The organism is Pseudomonas sp. MDT1-85 (genome assembly GCF_054898065.1).
The window spans coordinates 784,467-799,992 of sequence record NZ_CM142715.1 but is presented as its reverse complement, the minus strand read 5'-3'; the positions used below and the strand labels follow the sequence as shown (position 1 = coordinate 799,992).

Below are 15,526 nucleotides of genomic sequence, written 5' to 3'. Positions count from 1 at the left end.
CCGTCTCAGCTTAACCCCAGCTCGCGCCAGATCCGCATTACCTGCTGTCGTTCATCCACGAACTGGTCGCCCGGTATTACGCCGGCGTCCTTCTGCAAGGCCTCCCGGTGAGCGGCGGAGCGGTAGGCCTTATAGGCTTCACGCAACAGGCTGGCATCTTCGGCGGGCATCAGCCCGACCTCCTCCAACCCTTCCAGAATGCGGATATTGTCGGTATAGCGCAGTAACGACGGATGCGCCTCAGACCATGCCAGAGCCGCGTATTGCACCATAAATTCAATATCGACGATACCTCCGGCATCCTGCTTGAGATCGAACGGCGCCGTGGCCTCGAAGGCATTTGCCGCCGTGCCCGCCCCCGTGCTCTTGCTGCCGAGATTGTCGCGCATCTTGGCGCGCATCTCGCTGACCTCCTGGCGCAAGGTCGGCAGGTCCCGCGGCTTGGCCAATACCGCCGCGCGAACCTTCTCGAATGCCTGACCGACATCCTGACTGCCCACCAGCACCCGCGCCCGCACCAGCGCCTGATGTTCCCAGGTCCAGGCTTCGTTTTCCTGATACCGGGCAAAGGCCCCCAGGGAACTCACCAGCAAACCGGATGCACCGGACGGCCGCAGGCGCATGTCCACTTCATACAACTGGCCGGAGTTGGTCTGCGCCGTCAGCAAATGAATGATGCGCTGCCCGAGCCGGGTAAAAAACTGTGCGCCGTCGATAGGCTTCGGCCCGTCGGTTTCCGCCTGCGGATCGCCGTCGTGGATGAACACCAGATCCAGGTCCGAACTGTGCCCCAGTTCCAGACCGCCGACTTTCCCGTAACCGACAATGATGAAACCAGGGTCGCACAAGCTGCCGTCGGTGCGCAGCGGCGTGCCGTACTTGGCTACGGTCTGGCGCCAGGCCAGGGCCAGCACTTGTTCGAGGATCGCTTCGGCAAGCCAGGTCAGGTAATCACTGACCTTCATCAAGGGCAGGCTGCCGGCGATTTCCGAGGCGGCGACGCGCAAGCGGTGCGCCAGCTTGAAATGCCGCAGGGCTTCCATTTGTTGTTCGAGGTCATCTTCGGGAATTCGCGTCAAACGCTCACGCAATTCGGCGGCCAATTCCGGCGCCAGTGGTGGCTTGAACAACCGGCCTTCGTTGAGCAATTCATCCAGCAGCAGCGGGAAGCGCGTGATTTGTTCGGCAATCCACGGGCTCGCGGCGCACAGCGTCAGCAAGCGGCGCAGGGCCCCGGGGTTCTCGGTCAACAACACCAGATAGGCGGAACGACGCGCCACAGCTTCCACCAGCGGCAGCACCCGCTCCAGCACCAGATCGGGATTGGCGTGCTCCACAGCCTGAGCCAGCAAGCGCGGAATAAAAGCATCGAGGCGTTCACGCCCCAGGCGCTGCATGGCGCGCAATTGCGGACTGCCACGCAAGCTGGCCAAGGCTTTCAGCGCTTTGGAGGCATCGGCGAAACCACCCTCTTCCAGCTGACGACAGGCGGCCTCCTCGTCCTGGGCCTCTTCCCACAGCGGCAGCCATTCCCCGCCGACCACCACTTCACTCTCGGCGCCGTCCTCTTCATCGGGATCGGCGATCACCTGAGCAAAGTGCCAGGCCACCCGGCCACGCCAGTACATCAGCTGTTCGTGGAATGCCGTCCAGTTGGCAAACCCGAGCATAAAGGCAATGCGCGCCTGATCTTGTTCGCCATCCGGCAGCATCTGGGTTTGGCGGTCGGCGATGGCCTGGATCGCGTGTTCGGTGTAGCGCAGAAATTCGTAGGCTTCGCGCAACTCGCTGACCACCGCCGCAGGCAGGTAACCCTGACCTTCGAGGGTGCTCAGTACTTTTAATAGAGGACGCTGCTGCAGGCTCAGGTCGCGGCCACCGTGAATCAGTTGAAAGGCCTGAGCGATAAATTCGACTTCACGAATGCCACCGGAGCCGAGCTTGATGTTGTCGGCCATGCCCTTGCGCCGGACTTCCTGCTGAATCAGCTGCTTCATGGTGCGCAGCGCCTCGATGGCCGAGAAGTCCAGGTAACGCCGGTAAACGAACGGGCGCAGCATCTCTTGCAGTTGCGCGCCCGCCACTTGATCGCCGGCCACCACGCGCGACTTGATCATCGCGTAGCGCTCCCAGTCGCGGCCCTGATCCTGGTAATACTGCTCCAGTGCATTGAAGCTCAGCACCAGCGCGCCGGACGAACCATACGGCCGCAAGCGCATGTCGACGCGGAACACGAAACCGTCGACGGTCATCGGGTCCAGCGCCTTGATCAGCCGCTGGCCGAGGCGAATGAAAAATTCCTGGTTATCCAGCGACCGCTTCACGCCGACGGTTTCACCGCCCTCGGGGTAGGCGAAGATCAGGTCAATGTCCGACGACAGATTCAGCTCCACGGCGCCGAGCTTGCCCATGCCGAGGATGACCATCTGCTGCGGTTCGCCGCTACGTCGCCCGGTGGGCGTGCCGAACTGCTGGCAATGGCGCTGATACAACCACTGATAGGCCTGATCGATGCTGGCATCGGCCATGTCCGAGAGGTCGCGACAGCTTTGGATCAGATCGGCCTGGCGAGTCAGGTCTCGCCAGATAATCCGCACCTGCTGACGGGCGCGCTGGCGACGCAGGGCGCGGCCAAGTTGGTCATCGGTTTCGGCGGTGCTCACTGCCGTCGCAATCTGTGCGCACAACTCGCCCGGCGCAAAGACGCGGTCCAGTTCGCCGGACTGCACCAGCGCAAGCAACATCAAAGGGTCACGCACACTCTGTTCAATGACAAAGTCGCTGGCCGCGGTGACGCGGGCAAATTGCGCCCAGCGCTCAGGCGTCCAGGCAGACAGGCCATGATCATCGGCCAGCGCCGCGACGGCCGTACGGAACGACTGCTCGGCACGGGTGACAAAGGGCAGGAGTACGCCGGGCAGTTCGGCAAGCGAAGGGAGGCTCATGGTCTATCCTTGATCGGCGTGTGAAGGGCTGCATGTAGTGATTCGTGAAAATGCGCTACCTGACCGACTGTCGAACAAAGGTTAGAAATAGCTGAAATTTGTTTATTTTTGGCAGCGATCATCAAGCCTTCACCTTTTCTGGTTGGCAAAAGACCAACCTTAACGATTATTCTCACAACGCAGCCGGAGGCCACAAGCCGATCTTCTGTAGTTTTACTACTCGTCTATACATTCGAAAGGCTGAAATGCCCGATGATTTGTAGTAAAACTACACGCCGCCGGAACAACCTCTCGGCAATCCAAGAATTTATATCGTCTGCCCACAAGGCCAGTCGCAAACTCAGGCAACCGATTCTGGAAGCCTTTCCGCCCTGGAGCAAGCCATGCAAGACCTCGATCCCGTCGAAACCCAGGAATGGCTGGACGCCCTGGAATCGGTTCTCGACAAAGAAGGCGAAGACCGTGCTCACTATCTGATGACCCGTATGGGCGAACTCGCGACCCGTAGCGGCTCGCAGCTCCCTTACGCCATCACCACGCCTTACCGCAACACGATCCCCGTTACCCACGAAGCACGCATGCCTGGCGACCTGTTCATGGAACGCCGCATTCGCTCGTTGGTGCGCTGGAACGCGATGGCCATGGTAATGCGTACGAACCTGAAAGATTCTGACCTGGGTGGTCACATCTCCAGCTTCGCTTCCAGTGCGACCCTGTATGACATCGGCTTCAACTATTTCTTCCAGGCCCCGACCGACGAACACGGCGGCGACCTGATCTACTTCCAGGGCCACACTTCGCCAGGCGTTTACGCCCGCGCATTCATGGAAGGCCGCATCACCGAAGACCAGATGAACAACTTCCGCCAGGAAGTGGACGGTCAGGGCCTGTCGTCCTACCCGCACCCATGGCTGATGCCTGATTTCTGGCAGTTCCCGACTGTATCCATGGGTCTGGGCCCGATCCAGGCGATCTACCAGGCACGCTTCATGAAGTACCTGGAAGCCCGTGGTTTCATCCCGGAAGGCAAGCAAAAAGTCTGGTGTTTCCTGGGCGACGGCGAGTGTGACGAGCCGGAATCCCTGGGTGCCATCTCGCTGGCTGGCCGCGAGAAGCTCGACAATCTGATCTTCGTCATCAACTGCAACCTGCAGCGCCTTGATGGCCCGGTTCGCGGCAACGGCAAGATCATCCAGGAGCTCGAAGGCGTGTTCCGCGGTGCTCAGTGGAACGTGACCAAAGTCATCTGGGGCCGTTTCTGGGACCCACTGCTGGCCAAAGACGTCGACGGTATCCTGCAACGTCGCATGGACGAAGTCATCGACGGCGAGTACCAGAACTACAAAGCCAAAGACGGCGCGTTCGTGCGTGAACACTTCTTCAACTCGCCAGAACTCAAGGCGATGGTTGCTGATCTGTCCGACGATGAGATCTGGAAACTCAACCGTGGCGGCCACGACCCGTACAAGGTCTACGCGGCGTACCACGAAGCGGTCAACCACAAAGAACAACCGACCGTCATCCTGGCCAAGACCATCAAAGGTTATGGCACCGGTGCCGGCGAAGCGAAAAACACTGCGCACAACACCAAGAAAGTCGATGTCGACAGCCTGAAGTTGTTCCGCGATCGCTTCGACATTCCGGTCAAAGACGAAGAGCTGGAAAACCTGCCGTTCTTCAAACCGGAACCCAACAGCGCTGAAGCCCGTTACCTGAGCGAGCGCCGCACTGCACTGGGCGGTTTCGTGCCACAGCGCCGTGCCAAAAGCTTCGACATCCCGACGCCACCGCTGGATACCCTCAAGGCAATCCTGGACGGCTCGGGCGACCGTGAAATTTCCACCACCATGGCCTTCGTGCGGATCCTCGCGCAACTGGTCAAGGACAAGGAAATCGGTTCGCGCATCGTCCCGATCATCCCGGACGAAGCCCGTACCTTCGGTATGGAAGGCATGTTCCGTCAGTTGGGTATCTACTCGTCCGTTGGCCAGCTCTACGAGCCAGTCGATAAAGACCAGGTGATGTTCTACAAAGAAGACAAGAAGGGCCAGATCCTCGAAGAAGGCATCAACGAAGCGGGCGCCATGAGCTCCTTCATCGCTGCCGGTACTTCGTACTCCAGCCACAACCAGCCAATGCTGCCGTTCTACATCTTCTACTCGATGTTCGGCTTCCAGCGTATCGGCGACCTCGCCTGGGCCGCTGGCGACAGCCGCACCCGTGGCTTCCTGATCGGCGGTACCGCAGGCAGAACCACGCTGAACGGCGAAGGCCTGCAACACGAAGACGGTCACAGCCACATCCTGGCTGCCACCATCCCGAACTGCCGCACCTTTGATCCAACCTACGGCTACGAGCTGGCGGTGATCATCCAGGACGGCATGAAGAAGATGACCGAAGAGCAGCAGGACGTTTTCTACTACATCACCGTGATGAACGAGTCCTACCAGCAACCCGCCATGCCGGCCGGTGTAGAGGAAGGCATCATCAAGGGCATGTACCTGCTCGAGGAAGACACCCGCGAAGCGGCGCACCACGTTCAGCTGATGGGCTCCGGCACCATCCTGCGTGAAGTCCGTGAAGCGGCGAAGATCCTGCGTGAAGAGTTCAACGTCGGCGCTGACGTGTGGAGCGTTACCAGCTTCAACGAACTGCGTCGCGATGGCCTGGCCGTCGAGCGCAGCAACCGTCTGCACCCGGGCCAGAAGCCTGAACTGAGCTACGTCGAAGAGTGCCTGAACGGCCGTAAAGGTCCGGTCATCGCTTCTACCGACTACATGAAGCTGTTCGCTGAGCAAATTCGTCAGTGGGTCCCGTCCAAGGAATTCAAAGTCCTGGGCACCGATGGTTTCGGCCGCAGTGACAGCCGCAAGAAGCTGCGTCACTTCTTCGAAGTCGACCGTCATTTCGTGGTGTTGGCAGCCCTGGAAGCCTTGGCTGACCGTGGCGATATCGAACCTAAGGTTGTGGCAGAAGCCATCGCCAAGTTCGGTATCAACCCGGAAAAACGCAACCCACTGGACTGCTGAGGAGACACTCTGTGAGCGAACTCATTCGCGTACCTGACATCGGCAGCGGTGAAGGTGAAGTAATTGAATTGTTTGTGAAGGTCGGCGACCGTATCGAAGCCGACCAGAGCATCCTGACGCTTGAGTCGGACAAGGCGAGCATGGAAGTGCCCGCGCCGAAGGCCGGTATCATCAAAAGTCTGAAAGTGAAGCTGGGCGATCGCCTGAAAGAAGGCGACGAATTGCTGGAACTGGAAGTCGAAGGTGCCGCTGCTGCTGCCCCTGCGGCTGCCGCTGCGCCGGCTGCCAAGGCTGAAGCCAAACCAGCTGCCGCCACTGCTCCAGCTGGTGCGCCGGCTGCTGCCAGCGTTCAGCAAGTGCACGTGCCGGACATCGGTTCGTCGGGCAAGGCCCAGATCATCGAGATCCAGGTCAAGGTCGGCGACACCGTCGAGGCTGATCAGTCGCTGATCACTCTGGAATCCGACAAGGCGAGCATGGAAATTCCATCGCCTTCCGCTGGCGTGGTCAAGGCCATCAGCGTCAAGCTCAACGACGAAGTCGGCACTGGCGACCTGATTCTGGATCTGGAAGTGGCGGGTGCTGCTGCACCGGCCGCGGTCGCGCCAGCCCAGGCTGCTGCGCCTGCTGCCTCCGCTCCAGCGCCAGCCGCTGCGGCTCCGGCGGCTCCAGTTGCCGATACGGTTCAGGACATTCACGTCCCGGACATCGGTTCGGCGGGCAAGGCCAAAATCATCGAAGTGCTGGTCAAGGCTGGCGACACCGTCGTCGCCGACCAGTCGCTGATCACTCTGGAATCCGACAAGGCGAGCATGGAAATTCCATCGCCCGCCGCTGGCGTGGTGGAAAGCGTTTCCATCAAACTGGATGACGAAGTCGGTACCGGCGACCTGATCCTGAAGCTGAAAGTCAAAGGCGCGGCACCTGCTGCGGCTCCGGCTCCAGCGGCGACTGCACCTAGCGCTCCTGCTCCAGCCGCCGCACCGCCTGCGGCCCCGGCACCGGCCGCACCGGCTGCTGCACCGGCTAAACCGGGCGCCAAAGTTCACGCTGGTCCGGCTGTACGCCAACTGGCTCGCGAGTTCGGCGTCGAGCTGAACGCCGTCGGCGCCAGTGGTCCGCACGGTCGCATCCTGAAAGAAGACGTGCAGGTCTACGTCAAAGCCATGATGCAGAAGGCCAAGGAAGCACCGGCCGCTGCTGCTGGCGCAACCGGCGGCGCGGGCATCCCGCCGATTCCGGTCGTGGACTTCAGCCGATTCGGTGAAACCGAAGAAGTGCCGATGACCCGTCTGATGCAAATCGGTGCGTCGAGCCTGCATCGCAGCTGGCTGAACATTCCGCACGTGACTCAGTTCGATTCGGCTGATATCACCGACCTGGAAGCGTTCCGTATCGCTCAGAAAGCCGTTGCAGAGAAGGCTGGCGTCAAGCTGACCATCCTGCCGCTGCTGCTCAAATCCTGCGCGCACCTGCTCAAGGAACTGCCGGACTTCAACAGTTCGCTGGCACCTGGCGGCAAGGCGATCATTCGCAAGAAGTACGTGAACATCGGCTTCGCCGTCGACACCCCTGAAGGCCTGCTGGTACCGGTCATCAAGAACGTCGATCAGAAGAGCCTGTTGCAACTGGCAGCCGAAGCCGCTGTGCTGGCCGCCAAAGCCCGCGACAAAAAGCTCACCGCTGACGACATGCAAGGCGCCTGCTTCACCATTTCCAGCCTCGGCCACATTGGCGGCACCGGCTTCACGCCAATCGTCAACGCGCCGGAAGTGGCGATCCTCGGTGTTTCCAAGGCAACCATCCAGCCAGTCTGGGACGGCAAAGCCTTCCAGCCGAAACTGATGCTGCCACTGTCGCTGTCCTACGATCACCGTGTGATCAACGGCGCCGCTGCTGCACGCTTCACCAAGCGTCTGAGCGATCTGCTGGCGGACATCCGCACCATCCTGCTGTAACACCGACCGGCCCTCCTTCACCGGAGGGCCCGTCGCGTTCCACGTTTTCCGAGCGCCACGCTCGTACCTCAACCCCGCCAATTTGGCGGGGCTTTTTTTGGTGCGCCAGGCATGGCGCGTTGCGCGCAAGCGCAACCAGCTGGGCTGTGGTGGCCACGCTGGTGACTTGGAGGTGAAAGTCCTCTACACACCCGGCAAGGGGAAGTGTTAGCCAGAGGCAAGGGTGTCGCGGGTGACTGCGAATCTGAAGGAAGCCCGAGGCAAAATGCTGGCCTGACGAACAGGAAGCGGATAGAGGCGGCGCAGCGGGGTAAGAAGGCCAAAATCTTCAAAGCCCAGTACTTGCACGGAACGCTGTGACGTAGATCCGACAGGCATAAGCAGGAAGGTCGCGCGAATTACCCTGGGAGATCTGCACGTTTGCCACTGTGCTACCGCGCGTCGAGAGGCGACGGGATGAGCGTGCAGAAGTCAGCCGAGGCCGTAGTAAGTGGCAAATAACCCTGCCACCAAGGGCCGAACAGGTTATGCCGCCAGTAGGCGTCAGAGTCTCGTTGAATACCGAAATGCAGAAATTTCTCCCAGAGAAGACTGTTACTCCGAGTCCCGGACAGAATCCGAGGATGACGGCTGATAGCGCAAAGGTATCGACGGCGTCTGTGACGTGGACGAACGCGGAGCCGGACACGCTGATGGCGCGGGTGCTTGCACCCGCCAACCTCAGACGTGCGTATCATCGCGTAGTCAGCAACAAGGGCGCGCCGGGTGCCGATGGCATGACGGTCGACCAGTTGGCGGACTATGTGAAACAGTATTGGCCGACCCTCCAGAAGAGGTTGCTGGCCGGCGAGTACCACCCGCAAGGTGTACGCGCCGTCGACATCCCCAAACCCAAAGGCGGCACCCGGCAGCTGGGTATTCCCAGCGTTGTGGATCGCCTGATCCAACAGGCATTGCTGCAACAGCTCACGCCGATCTTCGACCCGCTATTCTCGGACTATAGCTACGGCTTCCGACCGGGCAGAAGCGCCCACCAAGCCATCGAGAAAGCCCGCGCCCATGTGGCGGCAGGGCATCGCTGGTGCGTGGAACTCGATCTTGAGAAGTTCTTTGATCGGGTTAATCACGACATCCTGATGGCTTATCTGGCGCGCCAAATCGAAGACAAGCGGGTGCTCAAGCTGATCCATCGTTACCTCGAAGCGGGAACGATGTCAGGCGGTATCGCCAGCCGACGGCAGGAAGGGACGCCGCAAGGCGGCCCGCTCTCGCCGTTGCTGTCGAACATCCTGCTCAACGAACTCGACCGCGAGCTGGAACGACGGGGGCATCGTTTTGTGCGTTATGCCGACGATGCGAACATCTATGTGCGCAGCCCTCGTGCTGGCGAACGAGTGATGAGGAGTGTTGAGCGCTTCCTGAATCAGCGCCTGAAACTGACGCTGAGCCGGGACAAGAGCCGAGTTGCGAGGTCTTGGAAGTGTGATTACTTGGGTTACGGGATGAGCTGGCATCAGCAACCGAAGCTGAGAGTGGCGACGATGAGTCTAGGTCGCTTGCGCGACCGACTCAGAGAGCTGCTACGTAAAGCGCGGGGCCACAAGATGGCGAATATCATCGAGCGGATAAACCCCGTGCTGCGTGGTTGGGCGGGCTACTTCAAACTGAGCCAAAGCAAACGGCCACTTGAGGAACTGGACGGCTGGGTGCGTCGCAAGCTTCGCTGTGTCGTCTGGCGTCAATGGAAGCGGCCCTCTACGAGGGCGCGCAACTTGATACGCTTGGGACTTAATGAGGCGCGGGCGTGTAAATCGGCAGTCAATGGCCGAGGCCCATGGTGGAACTCGGGAGCGCCTCATATGAATCAGGCGCTGCCGAAGAAGCTGTGGGACCGACTCGGGCTGATCTCGATACTGGATACGATAGATCGGCTTAGCCGTGTAACCTGAACCGCCGTATACGGAACCGTATGTACGGTGGTGTGAGAGGACGGCGGATGTAAATCCGCCTCCTACTCGATCCATGAAGAAAGCCCTCGCCTAAATCCCCGAGGCTGCGTTCGGCTGCGTAGCAGGCGTGAATCCGGCTGACACGGTTTACCTGATGCAACTCAAGTGCTGGCTTGACGACTGCTGCGCAGCCGAACGCAGCCTCACAGGCTCGACAACTGCTACAACTGGGCCACCATCGCGTTTTATTCCTACATTCCGGGCTTACGCCGCCTACAACTCGAGTCCACTTCCGCCCGATATTTTTTGCGAGCCAATAACTAGTCTTAGTTCGGAGAATTTCCAATAGAAACTTCGACAACTTAATCTGCTTAGTTAGCATTACTTCGAATGGATTCGAACATGTTCAAACCGACTGTCGGCCCGATTATTGGCCACACTACAACTAATCACACCCGTATCTTCTTGCGCGGTAATTCACAGAACAACGCCCTGGTATTTGCAGGCATCCGTTATCGACGCGCCGGTGAAGAACACTGGTCCAAAGGCGCATTTACAAAACTGACCATCTTGCGCGACATGTCCGATGTGATTGCCCTCAACGATCTCGCCACCGATACCGCCTATGAATACCAGGCAGGCTGGTTCAGCCCCATGAGCCCGGTGCATACCGTGGAGACGATCCAGGAATTGCCTCTGCAATGGCCTCGGGAGATCTATCGTTTTCGCACGCAGTCCAGCAAAACCACCCTGCCACGGGCCTATATCGTTGGCTCATGTCGTTACCTGCGAATGACCGCCGGCATTGCGTCGGCCCCACATTTGGGTGATCGGATCTTTGCCTCGATCACCAGCCTGGCGGAACGCGCCGAGCCGCCTGTCAGCGCCATGCTGATGACGGGAGATCAAATCTACGTCGATGACCTGAACCTCGTGGCCCCCGACCGGGAATACAAGGACATCCTCAGTAAATACCGCACGGCTTTTTCGCAACCTCATATCTCGAAGTTAATGTCCGGCGTGCCGACTTACATGATCCTCGACGACCATGAAATTGAAGACAACTGGCCCGCCAATGAAAGCAAGGACGATACACACCTATACAAAAACGCGATGGCGGCATATGAGTTATATCAAGCCAGTCACAGCCCCGCCCATGAGCTGCTCGCCAACGGACAAGTCAGCAGGCAATTGGAACAGTATTGGTATCAATTCACCAATGGCGATATCGAATGGTTTATCACTGACAGCCGAACCCGACGCAATCTGTCGGGCAGCGACCGACGTATTCTGGATGAAGAGCAGGAACAGGCGCTGCTCAAATGGCTAATCAACAGCACGGCTCGGGTCAAATTCGTGGTCACCAGCGTCATGTTCTACCCCGACCGCAAACTTAACGGCGATGACGCCTGGAAAGCCTTCCCGGAACAACGACTACGACTGCTGGAAACGATTCGTACGCACGGCATCAAGAACGTCTTGTTCATTTCCGGCGATGTTCACGGTTCGCTGACCAGCCGCCTGACCCACAGCGAAAATCCGGATTTCGAAGTTCACACCATCGTGTCTTCACCCCTGTGCAACAGCAAACTGTTGCCGTATGCCAAGGCGTCGACCTTTATCCTCGACCAAGCGCTGGCCCGAACGGCCGCGGGAGATTATCGGCATGAGCTGACCAGTGAGGTGATCAGCCAGGATAATTTCGCGCATTTGATCGTCGATGCTGAACAGGTTCGCGTCAATTATCACGATCGGGATGGCAAGCAACTGCAGTCGATAACCATAAAATTGCGTTGATTCCGGAAGAGATCGCAGCCCTGTAGGAGCTGCCGAAGGCTGCGATCTTTTTGGCCAACCACACGATTTCTCGCCCCTCGCTGAAGAATTCTTCACGCCTGCCGACATATTCTTATAGCACTTGGCCTTCATGTCTCTTGTCAGTCGGTGTCGCAATGATGCAACCTTGCCGCAGACAACAGAAAAGAGGGCGAGAGCCCGGCGCGATCAGCCTATTCGAAGCGAGTTTCCCTCCATATGAAGAGCCAACCCGATGCCGCCAGCCGTATGGTGGCCGAGGTAGTGACGCAGTTGCCTGTGCCCTCGCGGCTCGGCATGCTGCGTTTCGAACGGCTGAATGAACCAAGCTGGGCGCTGCTGTTTCTCGACCCCAATTGCGAACGACAGTTTGGCCTGCCGGCAGTGGAGCTCTGTGCTCTGGTCGGTTCGCCCTACGCCAGCCTGATGGAGCCGGAAGCGCGCTATCAACTGCATGACACGATCCAGCAGCAACTCACCAATAGCCCGCATTACCTGATCCGCTACACCTTGCACACCGCGGCAGGGGTACTGAGCCTGCTGGAACTGGGCGAAGCTTACAAACAACACAATCGACACCTGCTGCGCGGCTACCTCATGGTGGTGGACGGTCTGTTCGACAGCGAACCGCTGCTGCCCGCGCTGGATCTGGAAACCCAGAACTCACGCCTGCAAATAGCCCTGGAACTCAATCAGCGCGCCCAACAAGAACAACTGCAGCACCTGGACCGGGTACGCGCCCAGCAAGATCTGATTCTGCTGCTGACCCGCCAGCGCTACAGCACCAACAATTCCTTGCAAGAAGCCGCCGAGCTGATCACCCGCAGCGCAGTCGATATCTATGAAATCGACTGCGCCAGTCTGTGGAACCTCGACGGCTCGTTACTGACGCCGATCTCGGCCTATCACCGCGTCACCCGGGCTCACCGACTGCCGGAGCCGATCGACGTCAGCGGTTTTCCCGATTACCTGGACGCCTTGCACACCGGGCGCGCTATCGATGCCCACAACGCCATGCGCGACCCGCGCACCCGGGAAATAGCCGAGAGCCTGCGCCCGCGCGATGTCAACGCCATGCTCGACGCCAGCATCCGCGTCGATGGCCAAGTGGTCGGCGTGCTCTGCCTGGAACAGATCGGTGCAACCCGCGCCTGGCAGTCGGACGAAATCGCCTTTGCCGGCGAGCTGGCGGATCAGTTCGCGCAGGTCATCAACAACCACAACCGCCGCACCGCCACCAGCGCCCTGCACCTGTTCCAGCGGGCGGTGGAGCAAAGCGCCAACGCCTTTCTGCTGGTCAATTGCGATGGCGTAGTGGAATACGTCAACCCAAGTTTTACCGCGATCACCCAGTACACCACCGAGGAAGTCCACGGCCAGCGGCTGTCGGAACTGCCGGCGCTGGAAAACCTCAGCGAACTGCTGTTCGACGCTCCGTCGGCGCTGGCCAAGAGCAATAGTTGGCAGGGCGAGTTCAAGAGCCGGCGCAAAAACCTCGAACCCTACTGGGGTCAGCTGTCGATTTCCAAGGTCTATGGCGACAACCGTGAGCTGACGCACTACATCGGCATCTACGAAGACATCACCCAGACCAAGCTCGCCCAGCAGCGCATCGAGCGCCTGGCCTACACCGATAACCTGACCAATCTCGGTAACCGTCCGGCGTTCATCCGCAACCTCGACGAACGCTTTGCCCGAGACAGCGATACGCCGATCAGCCTGCTGCTGGTGGACATCGACAACTTCAAACGCATCAACGACAGCCTCGGCCACCAGACCGGCGACAAACTGCTGATCAGCCTGGCGCGACGCTTGCGCAACAGCCTGAGCCCGAGCGGCAGCCTGGCGCGCTTCGCCAGTAACGAATTCGCGGTGCTACTGGACGACACTGACCTCTCGACTGGCCAGCGGGTCGCCAACCAATTGTTGGCAACCCTCGACAAACCGATGTTCGTCGACAACCAGTTGATCAGCGTCACCGGCTCCGTGGGCCTGGCCTGCGCGCCGCTCCACGGTCGTGATCCACAGACATTGATGCGTAACGCCGGATTGGCGCTGCACAAGGCCAAGGCCAACGGCAAACACCAGGTGCAGGTGTTCACCGAAGCGCTGAATGCCGAGGCCAGCTACAAACTGTTCGTCGAAAACAACCTGCGCCGCGCCCTGACCCAAAACGAGCTGGACGTGTTCTACCAGCCCAAGCTGTGCCTGCGCAGCGGTCGTTTGCTGGGCATGGAAGCGTTGCTGCGCTGGAACCATCCGGAAAAAGGCATGATCCGCCCGGACCAGTTCATCAGCGTCGCCGAAGAGACCGGGCTGATCATCCCGATCGGCAAATGGATCGCCCGCCAGGCCTGCCGCATGAGCAAAGAACTGACCGCCGCCGGTCTCGGTAATCTGCAGGTGGCGATCAACCTGTCGCCCAAACAGTTCTCCGACCCGGACCTGGTAGCGTCCATCGCCAACATCCTCAAGGAAGAAGAGCTGCCGGCCAATTTGCTGGAACTGGAGCTCACCGAAGGCCTGCTGCTGGAAGCCACCGAAGACACGCACTTGCAACTCGACCAGCTCAAGCGCCTGGGCTTGACCCTGGCGATGGACGACTTCGGCACCGGTTACTCGTCGCTCAGCTACTTGAAAAAATTCCCGATCGACATTATCAAGATCGATAGAAGCTTCATCCACGAAATCCCGGACAACCAGGACGACATGGAAATCACCTCCGCGGTGATCGCCATGGCCCACAACCTGAAACTCAAGGTCGTGGCTGAAGGCATCGAGACGGCTGAGCAGCTTGCGTTCTTGCGGCGCCACCGCTGCGACGTCGGCCAGGGCTACCTGTTCGACCGACCGATCCCGGGTGCCGAGCTGATCGAAAAGCTCAAACGCTACCCGCGCGGCCCAATCGTCTGAGCACTCCGCAATCCCTGTGGGAGCGAGCCTGCTCGCGATAGCGGTCTATCAGTGACGTGGATTCTGACTGACACACCGCTATCGCGAGCAGGCTCGCTCCCACAGGGGTAGTGCGTAACAGGTCGGTATTGGGCAAACTGGCAGTCTGACTATTTATACTTCAACCTGACTGAGAGGACTGATCATGGTTCTGCGCTCGGAAATCCTGGTGAACAAAAACGTGCTCCCGACTAAAGAACAAGCTCTGCCTGGCCGCGAAACCCCAATGACCGTGCCGGAAAAACACTTCGTCCACGACGCCCCGCTGCTGGGCCCGTTCGTCACCGACGTGGATTTCGCAATCTTCGGCCTGGGCTGCTTCTGGGGCGCGGAGCGCAAGTTCTGGCAGCGCGAAGGCGTGGTCAGTACGGCGGTGGGTTACGCCGGCGGCTTTACGCCGAACCCGACGTATGAAGAAGTCTGCTCGGGCCTGACCGGCCACAGCGAAGTGGTACTGGTGGTCTACGAGCCGGCAAAAGTCAGCTACGAAGCGCTGCTGAAGATGTTCTGGGAACTGCACAACCCGACCCAGGGCATGCGCCAGGGTAATGACATCGGCACCCAGTACCGCTCGGTGATCTACGCCACCAACCCGACTCAACTGGCTGCGGCCAAGCACAGCGAACAAGTATTCCAGGCCGAGTTGACCAAGGCTGGCAAAGGCACCATCACCACCGAAATCGAAGAAGCCCCGACGTTCTACTTCGCCGAGGCCTATCACCAGCAATACCTGGCGAAAAACCCTGAAGGGTATTGCGGGATTGGCGGTACAGGCGTGACTTGCCCGATCTGATTTTCGGGCCCTAAAAGCAAAAGATCGCAGCCTCGTTTCACTCGACAGCTCCTACGGGGTTACGCATTCCCTTGTAGGAGCTGTC

General features: G+C 59.6%; 7 protein-coding genes. 6 read left to right on the top strand and 1 reads right to left on the bottom strand.

What is annotated here, in order from left to right; translation table 11 throughout:
- Positions 1 to 5: 5 nt before the first annotated feature.
- Positions 6 to 2,945: a bifunctional [glutamate--ammonia ligase]-adenylyl-L-tyrosine phosphorylase/[glutamate--ammonia-ligase] adenylyltransferase gene (glnE, locus tag ACYZT2_RS03635; RefSeq protein ID WP_461970199.1), complete on the bottom strand. Its 2,940-nt coding sequence runs from the start codon at positions 2,943 to 2,945 to the stop codon at positions 6 to 8.
- A 383-nt stretch (positions 2,946 to 3,328) separates the two neighbouring features.
- Between glnE and aceE the strand changes: the two genes are divergently transcribed.
- The 6 genes from aceE to msrA all read left to right on the top strand — a co-directional run bounded on the left by aceE (position 3,329) and on the right by msrA (position 15,441).
- On the top strand, positions 3,329 to 5,974 hold the full coding sequence (gene aceE / locus ACYZT2_RS03630; protein ID WP_461970197.1) for a pyruvate dehydrogenase (acetyl-transferring), homodimeric type: 2,646 nt from the start codon (positions 3,329 to 3,331) through the stop codon (positions 5,972 to 5,974).
- 11 nt (positions 5,975 to 5,985) lie between these two features.
- Positions 5,986 to 7,932 carry a dihydrolipoyllysine-residue acetyltransferase gene (aceF, locus tag ACYZT2_RS03625; RefSeq protein ID WP_461970195.1) on the top strand — a complete coding sequence of 649 codons (1,947 nt, stop codon included), beginning with the start codon at positions 5,986 to 5,988 and terminating at the stop codon, positions 7,930 to 7,932.
- Between the two features lie 527 nt (positions 7,933 to 8,459).
- Complete coding sequence (gene ltrA / locus ACYZT2_RS03620; RefSeq protein ID WP_461968955.1) at positions 8,460 to 9,881, top strand: group II intron reverse transcriptase/maturase; 1,422 nt, start codon at positions 8,460 to 8,462, stop codon at positions 9,879 to 9,881.
- Positions 9,882 to 10,283: 402 nt separating this feature from the next.
- On the top strand, positions 10,284 to 11,678 hold the full coding sequence (locus ACYZT2_RS03615) for an alkaline phosphatase D family protein (RefSeq protein ID WP_461970193.1): 1,395 nt from the start codon (positions 10,284 to 10,286) through the stop codon (positions 11,676 to 11,678).
- A 237-nt stretch (positions 11,679 to 11,915) separates the two neighbouring features.
- Positions 11,916 to 14,609 carry a putative bifunctional diguanylate cyclase/phosphodiesterase gene (locus ACYZT2_RS03610; RefSeq protein ID WP_461970191.1) on the top strand — a complete coding sequence of 898 codons (2,694 nt, stop codon included), beginning with the start codon at positions 11,916 to 11,918 and terminating at the stop codon, positions 14,607 to 14,609.
- A gap of 184 nt (positions 14,610 to 14,793) precedes the next feature.
- Entirely contained in the window at positions 14,794 to 15,441 is a 648-nt protein-coding gene (gene msrA / locus ACYZT2_RS03605) for a peptide-methionine (S)-S-oxide reductase MsrA (RefSeq protein ID WP_038978654.1), read from the top strand.
- Positions 15,442 to 15,526: the final 85 nt, after the last annotated feature.